Source organism: Halomonas tibetensis (assembly GCF_042643535.1).
GTDB classification, from domain to species: Bacteria; Pseudomonadota; Gammaproteobacteria; order Pseudomonadales; family Halomonadaceae; genus Halomonas; species Halomonas tibetensis.
The window spans coordinates 1-19870 of sequence record NZ_JBHRSQ010000040.1 but is presented as its reverse complement, the minus strand read 5'-3'; the positions used below and the strand labels follow the sequence as shown (position 1 = coordinate 19870).

17 protein-coding genes and 3 pseudogenes are annotated in these 19870 nt (G+C 55.2%); 7 read left to right on the top strand and 13 right to left on the bottom strand.

The annotated features are described in order from the left end of the window. Positions 1-107: 107 nt before the first annotated feature. Positions 108-218, top strand: a pseudogene (locus tag ACFODV_RS16270) (hypothetical protein); the annotation flags it as partial. On the opposite strand, the gene ACFODV_RS16265 reads toward ACFODV_RS16270, so the two are convergent. Continuing rightward, positions 182-334 carry a hypothetical protein gene (locus tag ACFODV_RS16265; protein ID WP_379761521.1) on the bottom strand — a complete coding sequence of 51 codons (153 nt, stop codon included), beginning with the start codon at positions 332-334 and terminating at the stop codon, positions 182-184. The pseudogene ACFODV_RS16270 and the gene ACFODV_RS16265 overlap by 37 nt on opposite strands. A gap of 7 nt (positions 335-341) precedes the next feature. Between ACFODV_RS16265 and ACFODV_RS16260 the strand changes: the two genes are divergently transcribed. The 4 genes from ACFODV_RS16260 to cysQ all read left to right on the top strand — a co-directional run bounded on the left by ACFODV_RS16260 (position 342) and on the right by cysQ (position 4610). Continuing rightward, the gene (locus tag ACFODV_RS16260; RefSeq protein ID WP_379761519.1) at positions 342-884 is read left to right on the top strand and encodes a hypothetical protein; all 543 of its coding nucleotides are present in this window, start codon (positions 342-344) and stop codon (positions 882-884) included. Between the two features lie 37 nt (positions 885-921). Next, positions 922-1824, top strand: a complete 903-nt coding sequence (gene cysD, locus ACFODV_RS16255; RefSeq protein ID WP_379761321.1) for a sulfate adenylyltransferase subunit CysD — start codon at positions 922-924, stop codon at positions 1822-1824. Further along, positions 1824-3728 carry a sulfate adenylyltransferase subunit CysN gene (gene cysN, locus ACFODV_RS16250; protein ID WP_379761319.1) on the top strand — a complete coding sequence of 635 codons (1905 nt, stop codon included), beginning with the start codon at positions 1824-1826 and terminating at the stop codon, positions 3726-3728. Before cysD ends, cysN begins: the two co-directional genes overlap by 1 nt. 96 nt (positions 3729-3824) lie before the next feature. Beyond that, positions 3825-4610 (top strand): 3'(2'),5'-bisphosphate nucleotidase CysQ, encoded by a 786-nt coding sequence (gene cysQ / locus ACFODV_RS16245; protein ID WP_379761317.1) that lies wholly within the window; start codon positions 3825-3827, stop codon positions 4608-4610. A 171-nt stretch (positions 4611-4781) separates the two neighbouring features. On the opposite strand, the gene ACFODV_RS16240 is transcribed toward cysQ, so the two are convergent. The 9 genes from ACFODV_RS16240 to ACFODV_RS16200 form a co-directional block, all read right to left on the bottom strand. Beyond that, positions 4782-6026: a DegT/DnrJ/EryC1/StrS family aminotransferase gene (locus ACFODV_RS16240; RefSeq protein WP_379761315.1), complete on the bottom strand. Its 1245-nt coding sequence runs from the start codon at positions 6024-6026 to the stop codon at positions 4782-4784. Continuing rightward, positions 6027-6650, bottom strand: coding sequence for a sugar transferase (locus ACFODV_RS16235; RefSeq protein WP_379761313.1), 624 nt, complete (start codon positions 6648-6650; stop codon positions 6027-6029). Further along, positions 6634-7494 carry a sulfotransferase family protein gene (locus ACFODV_RS16230; protein ID WP_379761311.1) on the bottom strand — a complete coding sequence of 287 codons (861 nt, stop codon included), beginning with the start codon at positions 7492-7494 and terminating at the stop codon, positions 6634-6636. The genes ACFODV_RS16235 and ACFODV_RS16230 overlap by 17 nt, the downstream gene beginning before the upstream one ends. Continuing rightward, positions 7491-8681, bottom strand: coding sequence for a glycosyltransferase family 4 protein (locus ACFODV_RS16225; protein WP_379761309.1), 1191 nt, complete (start codon positions 8679-8681; stop codon positions 7491-7493). Before ACFODV_RS16225 ends, ACFODV_RS16230 begins: the two co-directional genes overlap by 4 nt. 61 nt (positions 8682-8742) lie before the next feature. Further along, complete coding sequence (gene wecB, locus ACFODV_RS16220) at positions 8743-9903, bottom strand: non-hydrolyzing UDP-N-acetylglucosamine 2-epimerase (protein ID WP_379761307.1); 1161 nt, start codon at positions 9901-9903, stop codon at positions 8743-8745. Between the two features lie 15 nt (positions 9904-9918). Further along, positions 9919-11040, bottom strand: a complete 1122-nt coding sequence (locus ACFODV_RS16215; RefSeq protein ID WP_379761305.1) for a polysaccharide biosynthesis C-terminal domain-containing protein — start codon at positions 11038-11040, stop codon at positions 9919-9921. 42 nt (positions 11041-11082) lie between these two features. Beyond that, a complete protein-coding gene (locus tag ACFODV_RS16210; protein ID WP_379761303.1) occupies positions 11083-12096 on the bottom strand; it encodes an SDR family NAD(P)-dependent oxidoreductase in 1014 nt (337 codons plus the stop codon). An 8-nt stretch (positions 12097-12104) separates the two neighbouring features. After that, complete coding sequence (locus ACFODV_RS16205; RefSeq protein WP_379761301.1) at positions 12105-13247, bottom strand: glycosyltransferase family 4 protein; 1143 nt, start codon at positions 13245-13247, stop codon at positions 12105-12107. A gap of 27 nt (positions 13248-13274) precedes the next feature. Beyond that, a complete protein-coding gene (locus tag ACFODV_RS16200) occupies positions 13275-14270 on the bottom strand; it encodes a hypothetical protein (protein WP_379761299.1) in 996 nt (331 codons plus the stop codon). Between the two features lie 201 nt (positions 14271-14471). Between ACFODV_RS16200 and ACFODV_RS16195 the strand changes: the two are divergent. After that, a pseudogene (locus tag ACFODV_RS16195) lies at positions 14472-15197 on the top strand (ISL3 family transposase); the annotation flags it as partial. A 67-nt stretch (positions 15198-15264) separates the two neighbouring features. Here ACFODV_RS16195 and ACFODV_RS16190 read toward each other — a convergent pair. Beyond that, positions 15265-16383, bottom strand: a pseudogene (locus ACFODV_RS16190) (ISAs1 family transposase). Positions 16384-16469: 86 nt separating this feature from the next. Here ACFODV_RS16190 and ACFODV_RS16185 point away from each other — a divergent pair. Then, entirely contained in the window at positions 16470-16961 is a 492-nt protein-coding gene (locus tag ACFODV_RS16185; RefSeq protein ID WP_379761295.1) for a transposase, read from the top strand. Positions 16962-17051: 90 nt separating this feature from the next. Here ACFODV_RS16185 and ACFODV_RS16180 read toward each other — a convergent pair whose 3' ends face one another. Beyond that, a complete protein-coding gene (locus ACFODV_RS16180) occupies positions 17052-18245 on the bottom strand; it encodes a glycosyltransferase family 4 protein (protein WP_379761293.1) in 1194 nt (397 codons plus the stop codon). Positions 18246-18357: 112 nt separating this feature from the next. Beyond that, positions 18358-19287, bottom strand: a complete 930-nt coding sequence (locus ACFODV_RS16175) for a sulfotransferase family protein (protein WP_379761291.1) — start codon at positions 19285-19287, stop codon at positions 18358-18360. Positions 19288-19870: the final 583 nt, after the last annotated feature.

Sequence of the window (19870 nt, the reverse complement as noted above, 5' to 3'; positions counted from 1 at the left end):
GCTTGTGGGATTCTACGCTGGCTTTTATGATGGTGTCGATTACTCCCATTGATCATAAAGCAAAATACGGAATAAAATAATTTATATTCAATAGGTTAGTTAATTTTTTGGCCACTAAATATTTAACGCCCGAAACACTCACTCAACGCCGCCTCGAAGCGGTTCGGCTACGGCTGGATGGTCATACCGTCGCCGACACGGCAGCCCGCACCAGGCTTTCGGCGCCCACGGTATCGGCGGCGTGGAAGGCGTTTCGTGAAGGCGGTTGGGCAGCGGTACCGCTGCGTCCGCGCGGGCGCAGTGCCGGCCAGGCCACGCGATTGAATGCGGACACTCAGCATATGCTGCTTGCTTGGCTGGCGGAGTGGCCAAAGGACAGTGGGCCTGCCTGGAGCAGCCGTTCCCTGGCCGAAGCACTGGACCTACAGGGCCATAAAGTATCAACGCGCGCCATCGACCACTGGCTTCAGGCGCGCGACCTCAAGCCCGAGCCGCTGGCGCTGAATAGTCTCGAGCGCAAGAACAACCAGCTAGGCCGCTGGTATCGCCAACAGGTCAAACCGGTTCTGGCCGAGGTGGGCCAGGCCGGCGGCAGTGTTTGGCAGGGCGGAGTGCGCGCCGCCAAGCCTGCGGAAGCTTCATCCGAGCTGCCGCGCTATCAGCTCTACCTGCACGGCAAGCGCGGCGTGCTCTACACCCGTTGCCTCACCTCGCCGCCTAGGGTCGAGGACTACCTGGCGCTATGTCAGCGGCTGCTGGATCACAGCCCCGGCAAGCCGGTGGCGCTGGTCTTTCACGGCGCCTATTTCCCCGCCGCGCCCGAGATCGGACGGTGGCTTGAGCAACATCCGGCATTACGGCTGTTGCCCCATCCCGTTGGGTAGCCCGCTTCCCATTTTCAAACTGACACAGGCTGAAACGATGACATCACTCACCCATCTTCAGAAGCTGGAAGCCGAGAGCATCCAGATCATGCGCGAGGTGGTCGCCGAGACCGAGAATCCGGTAATGCTCTACTCGGTGGGCAAGGACAGCGCGGTGATGCTGCATCTGGCACGCAAGGCCTTTGCGCCGGCGCCGCCGCCTTTTCCGCTGCTACATGTGGATACGCGCTGGAAGTTCCGCGCCATGTACGAGTTCCGTGATGAGATGGCTCGCGACGTGGGCATGGACCTGCTGGTGCATATCAACCCCGAGGGCGTCGAAAAGGACATCAATCCCTTCACCCACGGCTCGGCGATTCATACCGACGTGATGAAGACCGAAGGCCTCAAGCAGGCATTGGATAAGTACGGCTTCGATGCAGCCTTCGGCGGTGCCCGTCGCGACGAAGAAAAGTCGCGCGCCAAGGAGCGCATCTTCTCCTTTCGCACCGCCCAGCATCGCTGGGATCCGAAGAACCAGCGCCCCGAGCTATGGCGGCTCTTCAACACCCGCAAGCACAAGGGGGAATCGATCCGCGTCTTTCCGATCTCCAACTGGACCGAGCTGGATATCTGGCAATACATCTACCTGCAGAACATCCCCATCGTGCCGCTTTACTACTCTGCCGAGCGGCCGGTGGTGGAGCGCGATGGCGCGCTGATCATGGTCGATGACGACCGCATGCCGCTAAATCCCGGCGAGGTGCCGATGATGCGCAAGGTGCGCTTCCGTACCCTGGGCTGCTACCCGCTCACCGGCGCCATCGAGTCCGAGGCCGACACGCTGCCTGACATCATCCAGGAAATGCTGCTGACCAAGACCTCCGAACGCCAGGGTCGGGTCATCGACCACGACAGCGCTGCCTCCATGGAAAAGAAAAAGCAGGAAGGATACTTCTGATGTCTCATTCATCTGAATTGATCGCCGGAGATATCGCGGGATACCTGAAGGCCCACGAGCACAAGGGTCTGCTTCGCTTCATTACCTGCGGCAGCGTGGATGACGGCAAGAGCACCTTGATCGGCCGGCTGCTGTTTGAATCCAAGCTGCTGTTCGAGGACCAGCTTGCCGCCATCGAGGCGGATTCGAAGAAGTTCGGCACCCAGGGCAACGATATCGATTTCGCCCTCCTGGTCGATGGTCTTGCCGCCGAGCGCGAGCAGGGCATCACCATCGATGTGGCTTATCGCTTCTTTTCCACAGACAAGCGCAAGTTCATCGTCGCGGACACCCCGGGCCACGAACAGTACACCCGTAACATGGTGACCGGGGCCTCCACGGCCGACGCCGCCATCCTGATGGTCGACGCCCGCCAGGGTATCCTGACCCAGACCCGCCGCCACAGCTTCCTGATGTCGCTGATCGGCATTCGGCATATCGTGGTCGCCATCAACAAGATGGACCTGGTGGACTACTCGAAGGCCCGCTACGACGAGATCGTCGACGCGTATCGCGTCTTCGCCAAGCAGCTGGGCCTGGAGGCCATCACCTTCATTCCCATGTCGGCGCTCAAGGGCGACAACGTCGTCGAGCACGGCCATCATATGCCGTGGTACCACGGGCCGACCCTGATGGCCTATCTGGAAACCATCGAGGTGGACGAGGAGCGCCTGCAGCGCCTGCCGTTGCGCATGCCGGTGCAGTGGGTCAATCGCCCCAACCTGGATTTCCGCGGCTTCACCGGCATGATCTCCAGCGGCAGGGTCAAACCTGGCGACGCCATCCGCGTGCAGCCCTCCGGCAAGCGCAGCACCATCAAGCGCATCTACACCTTTGATGGCGACCTGGAAGAGGCGATCGCCGGGCAGTCGGTAACCCTACTGCTGGAAGACGAGATTGATATCTCCCGCGGCGACGTGATCTCCGGCGTGGAGCAGCCTGCCGAGATCGCCGACCAGTTCGAGTCAACCCTGGTGTGGATGCACGAGCAGCCACTGCTGCCGGGCCGCCCCTATCTGATGAAGCTGGGCACCCAGACCTTGTCTGCCACCGTTACCGATATCAAGTACCAGGTAAACGTCAACACGCTGGAGCACACCGCGGCCAAACAGCTGGACCTGAACGGCATCGGGGTCTGCACCCTGAGCCTGAGCCAGCCGGTCGCCTTCGATGCCTACCGCGATAATCAGGATACCGGCGGCTTCATCCTGATCGACCGGATGACCAACAACACCGTCGGTGCCGGCATGCTGCACTTCGCCCTGCGCCGCAGCCAGAACATTCACATGCAGCACGTGGATATCGACAAGCAGGCCCGGGCGCTGACCAAGAATCAGAAGCCCGCGGTGCTGTGGCTGACTGGCCTCTCGGGTGCTGGCAAGTCGACCATCGCCAACCGGGTGGAGAAAAAGCTGCACGCCGCTGGCCAGCACACCTACCTGCTGGATGGCGATAACGTTCGTCACGGCCTCAACCGCGACCTGGGCTTCACCGATGCCGATCGCGTCGAGAACATCCGCCGGGTTGGCGAGGTAGCCAGGTTGATGGTCGACGCCGGCCTGATCGTGTTAACCGCCTTTATCTCGCCGTTTCGCAGCGAGCGTCAGCTGGCTCGAGATCTGGTGGAGGACGGAGAGTTTATCGAGATCTTCGTCGACACCCCGCTGGAGGTGGCCGAGGAGCGCGATACCAAGGGGCTTTACAAGAAGGCCCGCCGTGGCGAACTGAAGAACTTCACCGGCATCGACTCCGCCTACGAGGCTCCGGAAACCCCCGAGCTGCGCATCGACACCACGCAGCTCAGCGAAGAAGAAGCGGCGGATGCGATCATCGAGCTGCTGCGTGAGCGTCAGATTATCGCCTGAGTCGCGCCTGCGAGCGCTGGCGGGTCAGACACCGGCCAAGGATGGCCGGGGTCTGACCCAGAAGCGCGGGCCATCGCCACCGAACAAGGATCCTGCATGAACCTCGCCACACTTCTGGACCAGACACATACCATCGCCCACCAAGCCGGCGACGCCATCATGGCCATCTATTCCCGAGACTTCACTATTGAAGAGAAAGAGGATAAGAGCCCATTGACCGAGGCGGACAAGGCGGCCAATGCGATCATCGAGGCGGCTCTTCATGCATTGCCCCAGGGTATTCCGGTGCTCTCAGAAGAGAACACCGAAGGCTTTGCCGGAGCGGATACCGATGGGCGCTACTGGCTGGTCGATCCGCTAGACGGCACCAAGGAGTTCATCAAGCGCAACGGCGAGTTTACCGTCAATATCGCGCTGATCGAGAACGGCAGGCCGGTGCTCGGCGTCGTGGTGGCCCCGGCATTGGGCGTGTCGTATCTCGCTGCCCAGGGTGTGGGGGCCTTCAAGGTGGAATGGGGCAAGGAGAAGAGCGGCGAGCGCCAGCCTATCCGCGTGAGTGGCCCGCCTGCCGAAGGCGTCGCCTGGCGCGTGGTGGGTAGCAGATCTCATCCGAGCCCAGACCTGACCGAGTGGCTGGAACAACTGGACGAGCATGACATGGTGCCCATGGGCAGTTCACTGAAGCTGTGTCTCGTTGCCGAAGGCGCCGCCGACGTCTATCCGCGCCTTGGCCCTACCTGCATATGGGATACCGGCGCCGCCCAGGCGGTGGTAGAGCAGGCCGGCGGCCGGGTGGAAACCCTGGCCGGCCAGCCGCTCAGCTACGCCACGCCGGGTCAGAACCTCAATCCCAACTTTATCGTCTGGGGCCACAGCGCCTGAAGTATCAGGGGTCAGACACTTAAGCGGGCTTAGGCGCGCCCTTTGCCTAAGCCCGCTTAAGGGCCTGACCCCGGTGAAGGGCCCCCGGCAGTAAGCTATAGCCTCACGTCAACGCTTTCCTTGAAGCGGGTCTGACCCGCGGGGCTTCGCCAGCATACTCAGATCCGCCACCTAAGCGGTTCCAGTAGCCTCGCCCATCACTTCCTTTACAACACGACAGGTCTTGTCGATCTCCGCCTCGGTCAGCGTCGGGTGGCAAAGAAACATCAAACTGGTCTCGCCCAGCTCGCGCGCCACGGGCAGAGGCGTCTCAGGGCGCCAACCGGTCCGATCGAAAGCTTTCTCCAGATAGACCTCTGAGCATGAACCCGAGTAACACGGCACACCGCGCGCCACGATCTCGGCCTGAATTCGGTCGCGGTCCCAGCCTTCTGCCAATTGCTCAGGCTCCACGAACACATAGCACTTATAGGCAGCATGCTCGCAGCCGCTGCGCTTGGCACACTGGCTGTCGCACTGGTTGTCGCATTGAGTACTGCAGCGAAATTCCGGCACCCGCAGGCCCTGACACTCGCTAGCCGCATCCCAGATGCGCTGGGCGTTTGCCTGGCGAGCCGCTTTCCACGCCGGCATTCGCGCAAGTTGAATACGCCCGATGGCGGCCTGCATCTCGGTCATCCGCCAGTTGGTACCAAAACTCTCATGTACCCAGCGAAACCCCGGAGGATGCTCGCGCTCATACACCGCCTCCCAACTCTTGCCATGGTCCTTGTAGGCCCACATATTGCGCCACAGGGCCTCATCGTTGGTAGTGACCATGCCCCCTTCTCCGCCGGTGGACATGATCTTGTCCTGGCAGAACGACCAGCACCCCACGTGGCCGATGCTGCCCACGCTGCGGCCGCGATACGTTGCGCCGTGAGCCTGGGCGCAATCCTCGATCACGTAAAGGCCGTGCTGCTCCGCCAGCACCATCAGCTCGCCCATCTCGCAGGGCCAGCCAGCCAGATGCACGGCAATGATGGCCCGGGTATTCGGCGTAATCTTTTCCGCCACCGTGGCCGCAGTAATGTTCTGGGAATCGCGATCCACATCGGCAAACACCGGCACCGCGCCGGCGGTGACGATGCTAGAGGCCGAGGCCATAAAGGTGCGCGAAGTGACGATCACCTCGTCTCGCCCCCTGCCCTTGCCTTCGCCGATCCCCAGCCCTTTCAAAGCCAAGTCCAGGGCGTTGGTGCCGTTGGAAACGGCAATGGCGTATTCAGTATCAGCAAAGGCGGCGAACTCACGCTCGAACTGGCGCCCCTCCTTTCCTGTCCAGTAGTTGACCTTGTTGGAGAGCAGCACGCGCTGTACCGCCTGAACTTCCTCCTCGGTGAAGGATGGCCAAGAGGAAAAGGGTCCGTTCAGCATTTAATGAAACACCGTGTCCAGGATGTATCGAATATCGCGACCAAGCGACCAGTCGCGTATGTAGGCCAAGTTTAGGCGAACCTTGTCGGGCCAGATCACCTCGCGATTGAAGGCTTCTGGGTCGTCGGCGTTGGCCAGCAGCTCTTCCTCGTTACGGTATTCCAGCGTGGCAGGCCCCGTTATGCCGGGCCGAACGCTCAGCAACAAGCGCTCCTCACCCTCCAGGGTATCGGCAAAGCCTGGTACATCCGGCCGGGGCCCGACGAAGCTCATATCGCCGACCAGCACGTTCCAGAGCTGCGGCAATTCGTCGATCTTGGTGCGGCGAAAGAAGCGCCCCAACGGCGTGATGCGCGGATCGCCCGAGCGGGTCACCGTCGTGGTCAGCTCGCGGCTGGGGCGCATGGTCTTGATCTTGACCACGGTGAAGAGACGACCATCCTTGCCGACCCGGTGCTGGGTGAAGAAGCCGTTGCTGCGAGTGTCGAGACTGGCCGCTACCCAGGCCAGCAGTATCAGCCATCCGCTCAACGTCAGCCCCACGGTAGAGAGACCGATATCGAACACACGCTTTTGCATGGCCTGGGGCAGGCTGAGCCCCGTTGATTCAACCGCGATAGCCATAACGCTCCAGTGTCTCTCCGATAAGGTATTCCAGGCGTTTCACTTCCCCCTCTTCCAGGGAGGCACGCCCCTTGCCTATGCTCCTGCTGGAGACACCGGCAACAGCGCGGCTTAGTTCCTCCTCGGGCACATCGAGGCCGAGAAACGCCAACAGTCGCTTCAACTGCGCCTCCGGCTCGCGGACAAAGTCCTCGTAGCGCACGCGGGTCACCTGATCGGGCGGCATGTCAGCGAAGGCGGCCTCGGCATTCTCGACGCAACGCTGCCACTGAAGGGCACAAACCTCGTTCAGGCTATGTCGCTCCAGAATCTCCGGCATGTCCTCGAGTGCCGGCCCCCAGAACGCCAGACGCTTCTCCCGGGAAAACAGCCGATAGACGCGGCTCCAGAGATAGCGCGTGCCGTAGTACGGCAGGTCCGTCAGGGGAACGAAACGCACTTTCTCCAGCAGGTACGGAATGTCGAGCTTCGCCTGCCAGCGCAGCTTGGCCGAGCCGGTGGTATCGAGCCCATCGCGGTAGATGTAGACATAGCGGGCATCCGGCACGGCGCAATCGACGAAGGGCACGCGCAGGCTGTTGGCGCAGGTCTTCTCGACCACCGTGTGCGCCCCGTAACGCTCGGAGACCCACTGGAACTGCTTCTGCATATAGGCTTGCACAGCAGGCGTGGCACGCTCAGCAGGGATCTCGTCGGAGGGATGGCGGACATTGCCATGGCGCCAGAGGTAATTGATCTCGTCGCACGGCCAAGTGGCCACGCCTTCGAATTCGCAGAGCACGTCGCGCAGCATGTTGGTGCCGCTGCGCGGCGCACCGATGATGATCACGTTGTTAGGTGTCACTCCCTTTCCACCTCGCTTGCTTGCAGCAGTTCGATCCATTGCTTGAGTACCACATCTTCGGCAAAGGCCGTTTTCGCCTTCTCACCGGCTCGAATACGCATGTCCGCACATAATGAACGATCATCGGCCAGCCGTGTTAGCAGCTCCGCTAGAGCTTTACTATCCCCAACTTGAACAATGTGGCCATACCCGCCCGCCATCACATCAGATGCCAGTTCGCTCTCGGGCTCAATGGCCACGATCAGAGGGCACTCTTGTTCCAGATAGGTCATGGTTTTGCTGGGATAGGCGTATCGATAGACGCCTGCCGTCAAGCTAACGAATCCAGCATCGGCGTGCCGCATGGCAGCCTTGGCAACCTCTACGGGCTGGTGGCCGAGAAAGCGTACTCGGGCGCCAAGCTCACGAGCCTTGTGCCGCAGCATCTCCTTGGCGGCTCCCTCTCCCATCAATACGAACTCGATATCATCTCGCTCCTTCAACATGCCCATGGCCTCTACCACACTATCGAGCCCTTGAAAGCGCCCGACGTTGCCGGCGAACAATACCCGGAAGATTTCATCAGGCCACTCGAACGGAAGTTCATCGGGCAGCGGGTTTTCCGAGGGCAGGCTGAAGTTGTTAAGTACCTTGATGGCCAAGCGTTCCCCACCAGGGCGTTGCCTCAGCGTGTTCTCCATGTCATGCGACAAAACGACGACGGGATCGGCCTGACGGCAGCTCCAGTTATCTAGCCTGCCCAGAGCGCCATACACCAGAGGGTGCGCAAACTCGCCCGATACCTTACCGACTTCAGGGTGGATATCCATGCAGTGATAGATAAAACGCGCCCCGGTCAGCTTCGCGGCCAAGGCAGCCGCCGCCCCTCCTAGAACGGGGGGCGCCGTAGAAATCATGATTACATCCGGTCGTCGTGTCACGGCGCGCCATATCACGGCACCGCCCAGGCGAACAGCATTCACCATCCTCACCACGGGCCGGCCCACCTCAGTAGGCAGGGAAAGGCGGGTAACGCTGACGCCATCTACGTCGTCATGGCGTGAGCGCTTCGCATTATCCAACTCTCCCTTATAGGAAGGCTGGGAAGACAACACTTCTACCTCATGGCCTGCTACACGCCAGCTTGCCACGATGCGACGCAACATGGCTGCATAGGGCGGCGTGTCGGGCCAGTAGTAGCGGTGCACAGCCAGCACCCTGAGCGGCCGGTGAGTTGTCGTAACGTCGACCTGGGGCTGGGCGCGAGATTCAACCCCAGTCATAGCGGCTGAACTCATCCATATTCCGCCAGCGGTTGGCCAACTTAGCGGTACCGGTGATCAGTCGCACCACGCGCTCGGAGGTGTTGCGCACCTGGTAGGCCTCGGGCACCTCGCGCTCGGTGCCAGAAAATACATCGCGCGAGACGGTGGCGATACGCACGCCATCCAGCAGCCCTTCCTTTCTCAGGCCCGTCAATGCGATGGCGCCGGTATCCAGCGCTTCCGGGCGCTCGATGGAGCGGCGCATCGTGACTGCGGGGAAGCCGAGGATCGAGGCCTCCTCGCTGATGGTGCCGCTGTCCGAGATGGCGCAGTGGGCGTGCATCTGCAGGTGGTTGTAATCGAGAAAGCCAAACGGTTTGAGGAAACGAATGCCCTCGCTTTCCTCCTTATCATCCCCGGCCAGGCCCAGTTTCTCCAGCCGGTTACGGGTGCGCGGGTGGGTGGAGACCACCACCGGGTAGCCGTAGTGCTGGTGCAGGGCCTGCAGCGCCTCGACCACCTCGCGCAGGTTGGCTTGGCTATCCACGTTTTCTTCGCGGTGCACGCTGACGATAAAGTACTTGCCCGCCTCAAGTCCGAGCGTTTCGAGGATGGACGACGACTCAATCTGCGGCAACATGTGCTCCAACACCTCGCGCATCGGCGAGCCTGTCAGGTATATGAACCGATGCGAGAGACCCTCGCTGATCAGGTGGCGCCTAGCGTGCTCAGTGTAGACCAGGTTGAAGTCGGCCAGATGATCGACCAGCTTGCGGTTGATCTCCTCCGGCACGTTGGCGTCGAAGCTACGGTTCCCGGCCTCCATGTGGTAGGTGGGGATCTTCATGCGCTTGGCCATCAGCGTGGCGATGGCGCTGTTGGTATCGCCCAGCACCAGCACAGCGTCGGGCTTCTCCTCCAGCAGCACCTGCTCGGTCTTGATCAGGATCTCACCCAGGCTGCGCCCCAGCGACGAGGTATCCACGTTAAGAAAGTGATCCGGGTGGCGCACGCCCAGCTCCTCGAAGAACACCTCGTTCAGTTCGTGATCGTAGTTCTGCCCGGTGTGAACGATCTTATGGTCCACCACCTGATCCAGGGCGGCTATCACGCGGGAGAGACGAATGATCTCCGGGCGCGTTCCTAGAATGGTCATGACTTTCATCGACTGGCTCGCTTATCAGGTAGCTTCAGGGCTCAGCACCGGCTCGAAGTAGGTATCGGGATTCTCCGGATCGAAGATTTCATGGCTCCAGAACATCGTCAGCAGCTCTTCATTCCCGGTGTTGGTGATGCTGTGGGTATGCAGAGTCGGCATATCCACGTAAGCCGGGGCATCGCCACTGACGTGGAACTCCTCGACCTGGTCATCCAGCAGCCGGCGGATGCGGATAACCGCCTGACCCTTGACCACCAGGAAACGCTCCACCTTGTTGAAGTGGTAGTGATTGCCGCGGGTAATTCCTGGCTTGGTGGTGGAGAGAAACGCCTGGCCGCCATTACGGTTCTTGACCCCCTCGAACAATTCCCCGCGATCGTCACTGTGCAGCGTCAGCGTCTTGGGGTAGTAGCGGGGATAGAGGAACGAGCGCAGCGTGTTGAACAGCTGCAGATCGACGCGATCACGCAGATCGGGGATTACATCGCCGGTGTAGCTGCGGTGCATGTCGATCAGCTTGCCGGCGGCGCTTGCCACGCTCATGGTGCGCCCAGTCAGGCGCAGCTGGCCGGTTTGGCCGCGCTCGAAGGCAGCGACAATCGCCGTGGCAATATCCTGAGCGTGCAGCAGCTCCAACTGGCCGGTGCCATTGATGGCCAGTTCCTCCCCCGCTGCGAGCTGATGGCAGAAGGTGTGCAGCGCCGAATTGTAGTGGGGCTTGCCGCCTTCACCGAACACATGGGGCAGCACCAGCTCGGTGTAGCGGGCACCGCTGTGCAACGCCCAAGCGCCCAGGACGCGATGTGCCGCCTGTTTACCGCGGCCATAGGGCACGTCGCGGTCGCGCTGAATGCTGTTGGCATAGAACAGATGTGGAGTAGCGGAAATTCGCTCCAGCGTCTCGGTCAGGCGCTCTGCCAGCTCACGGTTGCCCTGCTCTACCCGCTCGTCGCTATCCCGGTTGATGCCGGCACAGTGGATCACCCAGTCGGCTCCCTCCAGGGCGGCCGCTAGCGTTGCATCGTCCTGGAAGGCATGACGATCCAGCAGCACCAGCCCCTCGCGATAGGCAGGCTGAGCACGCAGGTAGAGATGAACATGCCGGCCGAGCAGTCCATTGGCTCCGGTGATAACGATCTTCATGTAATCTCCCTGAAGGGTTGGCGGGCAGTAGGGTGGGCTGAATCAGCTCTCGAGCGCGTCGCGAACTTCCGGCAGGGTCAGCAGTAACTCCTTCAGCTCCTGCTTGTTGAGCTGGTAAGTATTGTGGGAGTGGTAGTCCTCGGTTGAGACTTCCTCCACATCGCCTTCGGTGAAGTACTTGCCATAGTTGAGGTCGCGGTCATCGAAGCTGACCCGGTAGTAGTCGCCCATGTCCTCGGAGCGGCGCAGCTCCTCGCGGCTGGCCAGAGTTTCGTAGAGCTTCTCGCCATGGCGCATACCGATGACGCGCAGTTCGTTATTGGCGTCGAACATCTCCAGCAGGGTTTCGGCCAGCAGCTCGACGGTGCAAGCGGGCGCCTTCTTGATGAAGATATCGCCCTGGCGGGCATTCTCGAAGGCGAAGTTGACCAGCTCGATAGCATCCGGCAGCGAGAGCATGAAGCGTGTCATGCTGGACTCGGTGATGGTAAGCGGCTTGCCTTCCTTGATCTGCTTAATAAAGAGCGGAATCACCGAGCCGCGTGAGCACATCACGTTGCCGTAACGGACGCAAGAGACGGTGGTATCGCTCGTCCCTAGTTGACGGCTAGCCGCCTGAGCTGTCTTTTCCATCAGTGCCTTGGTCATGCCCATTGCATTGATCGGCATCACCGCCTTGTCAGTACTCAGGCAGACCACGCTCTTGACCCCGGCTTCCACCGCTGAATCAATTACGTTCTGGCTCCCCAAGATATTGGTCTTCACCGCCTCAAGCGGGAAGAATTCGCAGGACGGGACCTGTTTAAGCGCCGCAGCGTGAAAGACCAAGTCTACACCGCGCATGGCCTTGTCGACGGAATGGCGGTCGCGCACGTCGCCGATGTAGAACTTCATCTCCGTTCGATTGTAGGCAATGCGCATCTCATCCTGCTTGGCCTCGTCACGACTCAGGATGCGAATTTCCTTGTAACCACGATCCAACAGGTAGTTGGCCATCGTTTTGCCAAAGGAGCCGGTGCCGCCAGTGATCAGTGCGGTGCTTTCATTCAATGACATGATAAGCCCTATTTCTTAAATGCATATTCAAACATGGCCTTGTTGGCCTCAATGGCCTTTGGGTTTTCAAACTTCTGCTTGGCCCAGGCAAGGACTCGTTCCCGGAAAGCCGCGTACTCATCGGCCGACATGGCATGCGCTTTCTCAATAGCGCGAGAAAAAACAGTTAATTCATCAAGCGACAGGTCCCAGCCGATGCCCTGTTCCTCAAGATCACGCCATGGGGTCTGATCTGAAATCAGAATGGGCAGACCTGCACACAGCGCTTCGGCAATAACATGGCCGTAGTTCTCGCCATGTGTCGGCATAAAGAAAAGATCATACTGAGAGAGCAAACCCACAACATCCTTTGGCTGCAACTCCCCACAATAATTTACCGAGACATTGTTAGGCAGTGAAGCAATAACAGCTTCGCATTCGCCCCAGTACTTCTCATCCTCAACAGGACCATAAACATCATATACCAAGGAGCACTTAGCTTGTCTTAAAACTTGCAATGCATACAGCAAGTTTTTCTTGGGTGAAATTCGAGAAATGAAAACAAGCCTTAGGCAGCAAGCATCCTTTTCTTTTGGGATACCTGCCGATAACTGTAGTGAACCAATATCCTCAGCAACAAAAACATCCACACCATCACCAAGAACGCGCCTTATATCTTCAGCCTCGTATTCACTTGATGCCTGAAAAACCACATTTCTATGAAAAGACAGAAGCTTAAAAAAGCGCAAAAAAGCCCACTTTTTTCGCGATTTAATATTTAATGCGCCGCTTGAAAACTCACCTCTCGGCCCCAAAACCACCCTTTTTCCCTTAAACAAGGAAAAAACCAGTGGAACAAAGGAAAAAAAAGGCGAAAAAAAGCTATTTAAATAAACCACGTCATACTTATGGTGAAAAATCTTCAACCAGCCACGCATCAATCCAGTTATGCCAGGAGAGCAATAGAAAACTTCAGCCTCACCACAACCTGACCAATCATTAGAAGAAATATTCGGATATGGTTCTTTATCGCCCAAATCTCTATTTTTAGTGATGATGTAATAACACATGCCATTATCCGATGTGGCGCTCACCAAATTGGCAATGGTCTTAATTGGCCCACCGCCCTTGTAGCCAGGGAGATAGAAACTTGAAAAAACCAAAACATTCATCAAAACACCTATCTATAATGATGCAAATCAACCCGAGTAAAAACCTGTCCCATGCTCTAACACATTGCCAACGAAGCTAACAGACTTAAAAGACAGATAAACTAAAATCAATACAAAAGGGATGTTATGAAACCTAAGCACTGACAACTTACCTTCTGTAACTAAAATATATGCTACAGCAGTGAACGCTATCATATTAATTCTTTCGCCGCCCAAAAGAAGCACCGTACTTGAAAAATACAGAAAAATAAGCATCCACTTTATTTTATTTAAAGCCAAGGGTAATATCGAAGCAAACAGCAAAGATATTTGAAAAAGAGATAAAAACCTAACATCACCTCGCATATAAGCACTTGCTTTGCTTAGAAGAGGATCTATAAAAAAAGCCACGAATATAAAGGAGGCCAAGAAAACCAGGAAGACCCCATAAAGGATTTTTTTATCAACTTTCAAGTTCGACACAAAACGTGAAAAATAATTGTGGAACGAATATATTGCAAGAGAGGGTAAAATAATCAAAGACTGAAAATGCGCCAGTGGCGAAAGCCCAACAAAAAACATTCTTCTATTGCTGTGTGATAAGGCTGCCAAAAACAAAAAAATATATGATATTTTCAGCCTTTCAGCACCAGTCATCAACACGATGACATAAACATTTGTAAGCAGCAAAGCAATCACAAATCCTTTAACTTTATACCGAAGCAGAAAGATGGTGAGAAAAATCAGCATTGCAGTATTCAGAAATGATATGTATATATTTTTATCTATACCTAACTTTGCACCAACCCAGAGGAAGTATGCCGAAACGGGCTCTCCGCTTGACAAATAATCACGAGCCACACTCATTACGTCTCTGTATGAAGCAGTGCTTAAAACTTTATAGAAAGCTTGATAACTAATTTGGTCACCATAAATGTAATTAGAAACCAAAAACATAGAGGAGACAAAAAAAAGTGGTGTAAGCAACAAAACCAATAGAATTTTTTTATTAATTTTGACATTGCTCGAATTTGTATAACGCATCGTTTCCACAGTATTTAATAAAAAGAACATGACGGCAAAGTATGAGAGCAAATACAGATATAAAACTAAAATGATTTATTGCATGCGCAATGTTCGATTGGTAAAGCCAAATGGAAAATTTTCGGCTCTTCGTCGTTGGGTGTGGGATTCGCCTCCGCCGTTGGGCCACGATAGAGCCTCCACAACGACAGGAGGCATGGCATGGACGGTACCCAGATTATGACCCTCGGCCTGGGTCTGGAAGCGCCCTGGATTCTCAAGGACCAGCACTTGGATACCTCCGTGTCGCCCCATCGCCTTGATCTTTATGTCGAGGCCGAACGAGGCAGCCTCTACTCCTGCCCGGAGTGCGGCGAGGCCTGCCCGGCTCACGACTTTGTCGACAAGACCTGGCGGCATCTGAATTTTTTCCAGCACCATTGCTACCTGCATGCCCGCGTCCCGCGCACCAAGTGTCCCGCGCATGGCGTCAAGCGCATTGAGGTGCCCTGGGCGCGGACGGGTAGCGACTTCACCTTGCTGTTCAAACAGGCAGCCATGTCGCTGGTCAAGGAGATGCCGGTGCTCGCCGTCTCTCGGCAACTGGAGATCTCGGATAAGCGCCTGTGGCGAATCGTGCACCACTATGTGGGACGGATGCTGGGTCAGTTGGACCTGTCCAAGGTCGAGGCAGTCGGCCTGGATGAAACCGCCTCTCGGCGAGGTCACCGCTATGTGACGGTGTTTCTCGACATGCAGCGCAAGCAGGAGCCGGTAATCTTCGCCATTCCCGGTCATGGCAAGGCCACCATCGAGGCCTTCAGCGCCTTTCTGGCCAAGCATGGGGGTGACCCAGATAACGTGGTCGAAGTGGTCTGCGACATGTCCCAGGCCTTTCTCAGTGGTGTGGCCGAGCACCTGCCCAGCGCCGCGGTCACGGTCGATTGGTAAACGCTCCACGAACCCCATCTGTTCAGCCCTAACTCAGACCGGCAGGGAAAACGCATGAAAGAACCTATACCGCGAGAATGTCTGCCAGATAGGTCTCATCCAGCGCCGCTTTCTTCTGTTTCCGCCGGATTCCGCCCTTGAAACGCTTCTCCCCTTTCAGGTAATTCAAGGCCATATGACGGATCCTGGCGAGATTTTCGGCAGCCTGTCCGCGGTGGATTTTGCAGGCATCCTCGCGGAGAGCGACGTCCAGGGACCAGTGGAGCTTATTCTCGACAAACCAATGCTGGCGGGCCGCTTCGGCAAGCTTTTTGGCGCTGAGCTTTCCGGAACTGATGTAGTAGCGGATCATTGGCGCCTCTGGTGCGTCGTCACCTTCCTGGCGGAAACTCATCACCACGCCCACCGTTTTCAGGCCTGGCCATTCATAGCTAAGCTCTTGAAATTCTTCAGTAACCTCGCTGACAATATGGTATCTGGTCTCTTGCCGGCCCCGGTTCTTCTCATCCGTGACATAGGCGTCACCCTCGAAGCTGGCCACCTTGGCCATGGGAAATGCGGCCTCGAAGGCGTCAGCCAAGGCCGGCTGATTGTCCTTCACAGACAGCAGGTAATCGGCGCCCTTCTGCAGGATCTGAGTGGCAATCTTCTTCTGGCACCCCATGGCGTCGATCGTCACCAGACAGCCTTGCAGATTGAGAAGCTTGAGCAGCTCGGGAATCGCCGTGATTTCGTTGGACTTTTCGGCCGTCTTGATCTGGCCCAGCACCACACCATTTGCCGCACTGAAGGCACTGACCATGTGGATCGCCCCTTTGCCCTTCCCTCGGCAGTACGACCCACGCAGCGTCTTGCCATCGATGGCCACCACCGCGCCCTCCGTCACGTCGTGGCAGGCTTTCATCCACTCGGCGAATGCGCTTTGCAGCTGCTCGGCATTCACCAGGGCCATGACCCTGGCCAAGGTGTCATGGCTGGGCACGCCAGCCTCAAAATCGCCGTACTAACGAAGAAAATCGAGCTTTGCGTGGCCAAAATCTTCGATTTCGTCCCAACCCTCGGCACCACAGATCACGGCACAGACGGTCAAAAACAGGATATCCGTCAGCTGATGCTGCACTTTCCAGGCCTGGCGGAAGTCAGGAACGATCGATAAATGGTGCATAAGGGATGGTGTCAGCATGAGTCATCCATGAGAAAAAGCTGTTAGATGACCACATTAGCTCCTACTGGTAAAGCGCTACGAAGCCCGTCGTAGAGCGGTTTTTCATGCGTTTTCCCTGGCGCCGAGAGAATGGGCATCCCAAGGCCTTGCGGTGGGCGGTTTTGAAGAACCGAGATAACGGCAACCTGACGGCCAGCCAGATCACCGCGCTCCAAGAGCTGGTGGCCGATCGTGGCGCCACCGCCGATGCCTGGGTGATCAAGGAAAAACTGAGCTGGATCCAGAAAGCCCCGACGCCGCGAGCCGCCCGGTGGCGCATCTCGAACTATCTCAAGGTCATGCGCGAGGCGGTCACTGATCAGCCTCTGCTCACGCCGATGGCGAAGGCCCTGACGACCTTGGAGCGACATGCGGAGCAGGTAGTGAGGCGTTGGCTCTCTGGCCTGACCAACGCACGTCTGGAGGGCATGAACGGTCTCTTCCAGGCCGCCAGGTCACGCGCACGCGGCTACCGGAACGAGACCAACTTCATCGCCATGATCTACTTGATTGGCAGCCCTGTGGGCCGACTGCTTGATCAGGCCAAATCCACATGAAACGTCGAAGAACCAAATTTTCAAGCTTTACTGGAAATAACAATTGTGGCATGGTGAGAATTAGTCAATGACATTCCGCTTATATCTAAATCATGGCCTATAACCGCTATCACGCCGCAACTTTTCTATGCGCTCAAAAAGAAAACCAAATTGCGTCTCTATATTGAATTTATTTCGAATTTTTTGCTGAGCCTCTCTCCCCATTGAGCACCGTAAGTCAGAGTCATCAATTAGCCGCTGTATTGCACTCCGAAATTTATCCTCGTCACCAACTGGAACTAGTAATCCACTTTTTTCATGTGACACTACCTCAGCGCTTCCAGGCAGATTAGTGGTGACGATGGGAAGACCTAGTGAAGCAGCTTCAAGCAATGCCCAAGCAAGCCCTTCATTACGAGAAGGCAGAACAAAAATATCCATTTCCGGCAACCACTTCTCAAGCAGATCAACTCTTGGTACATGACGATGCCATACGACATTTCTTTTTGTATGGTCTACGAGGGCTTCTGATGAAAAAATATGCAACTCGGCAACATCAGAAAAAAACTTCTGATGCACTTTTAATGCCATATCTCCACGTTTTCTCTTCCAAGAGTTTCCAACGAAAGCCAGCTTTAATAAGCTGCCATCATTTTTTTTAGATTTATTTTTTAAAGGTGCCGATGGAAACTCTATAGAGTTTCTAGCAATAACAATTTTTTCTGGTGAAACACCATAGTCAGAAACAGGAGATTGGGCACAAAATTCATTCCGACAAACAATAAGATCCGCTGCATTAAAAACGCGATTCTCAGATTTTTTATCGATTACCAGAGGAAGGGGCCATTCCCCAAACTCACGCACCCTGAGCGGGACAGTTAAATCTATGTTTACGGCAAAAACCGTGTCAGTTTTTTTACTAATATCTGGAATTATACGTGAACATTCCGCCGTGATAATATGTACTACATCGAAATGCTTGAGTGGAAGCGGGCCATTAAACCATTTATTAAGCACCCATCGCCAGTATTGGCCATATCTGTAAGCATGTTGGTCCAGTTTTTTTCTTCTAAGTCCCGGAACTGCTCCGGTAAAGAGCTTTGTCCATTTGGGCTGGACCAGCCTGATATGTACCGCTTCAATGTCATCTCGCGCTTCTGTATACTTAACTAAATTATCAAAATAATTTTTAAAGCCGAAACCTATGGGGCTTAATGACAAAACCCTCAGCTTTTCACCTTTTTGCGCAGGAGGAAGATGCCGCTTTTCAAGTCCAGTCAAGTTTGTCGTGACAATATTATTCATGGCAATAGACCATAACATTTACCCTTAGTATTTGCTGTTAGCATTTGTATTATTACCACATTTACTTGCCTCGCCTACACTAGCGTGATGAATGGAATATCCTTTTCCTATGTTAAGGAAGCTTGCGCAAGCGAATTCTGTGCCTTGCAAAGTTAATCAGTGCATAAAATAACTCATTTGCATGTATCTTCACGCGCTCAGAAATTTTTGGTAGCTGTCGCTTGTCATGAAGCAATTCATAGCCGAAAGAAGATAATAACCCACCCACCTTGGCTTCAAATATTTCTATATCACGGTCAGACAACCTTTTTTTCCACAAATTGACTTGAGTTGATTTAACACTTTTCCCAACATGACAGTGCTGTTTTTTAGTATACGATGGGAGTTTAAACCCTGAACCTGATAACATCCTAGAATCATATTGGATATCAAGATTTTCGCACAGACTCAGTAATGTATCCTCGGGATTATTTACCAATGACTCATAACTCACACGGTAAACTTTATCTGGCCATGCAAGTTCGGCTGCACAGCCAAAGCTGACACGATAAGCCCACCAAGTGGCTGCGTGGTAAGTAGTGTTTGGCCCCCAGGGTAGTGGTTTAACAGATGCAGCTACTGCTCTTCCGTCTCGTACAATATGAATGAAAGAAGATTCTGGAAAAACATTCTTTAAAAAGCTAACATTTTGTATATTGTTAGGCGTATGATCTATCCAACAGTATGGCTCCTCGCCACAGTATGAAGAGACCATTTCTTCTAAAATTTCTTTGCTCGACAAACCAGGCTTTATCTTATACTTAAAAGTTTCTAAAAAATCAGGCTTTTCTAACCATATCTTAAACCTAAAATCATTAAATAATCGACTTAACACTTTTTTTGTTTCGCTTTCAGGTAGCCTTCTGTTGCTTAATTTCAAAAGATTCAACTTAAACTGAGACTCTGGAGTTGTGGCGATCCTAGGTGAAGATGCCAACATCGATGCTAAAAGAGTAGTTCCACTGCGGTCACAACCACCAATGAATATTTTTTTATTTATCACATCAACACCTTAATCCTCGATCCTTTGAGCGACAATACGCTTTATTAAAACTATGAAATATGCGGATTTATAATTACCGCCATGATCATTAGCGAATTAGTAAATTAACAATGTGAACGCCTACTATGTTTAGCTGGACATAAACTTCTGAGAAGTGGATAAGTGTCTACTTAACCTGATAGTTTTATTTTCCATGAGTCACCTCATTCGGTGTAATACTTACATGGGCTTACCACTACTGTTGCGCAAGATCCGCTCGGTGCACCGGCAATATGACTAGTAATAGCGTGAATTGAATGATGGCGGGCCGACCTTATGAAATGAAGGGTAGCATCTAGTGTTCATGGCAAAACCGCACCCAGCGCGCTCCGTTTCGCACTTAATAATTAGCACTGAAGTATTTTGGCTCTTCGTCGTTGGATGTGGAATTCGCCCCCGGCGTTGGGCCACGATAGAGGGCGGTCTCAATGACCAAGTGCAACACGTAACCCATCAGGTACGGTGTTGCCATGACCTACTGCTACAGCCATCTCACTGCTGAAGACCGAGCCGCCATCATGATGATGCGAGCCACGCACTCGAC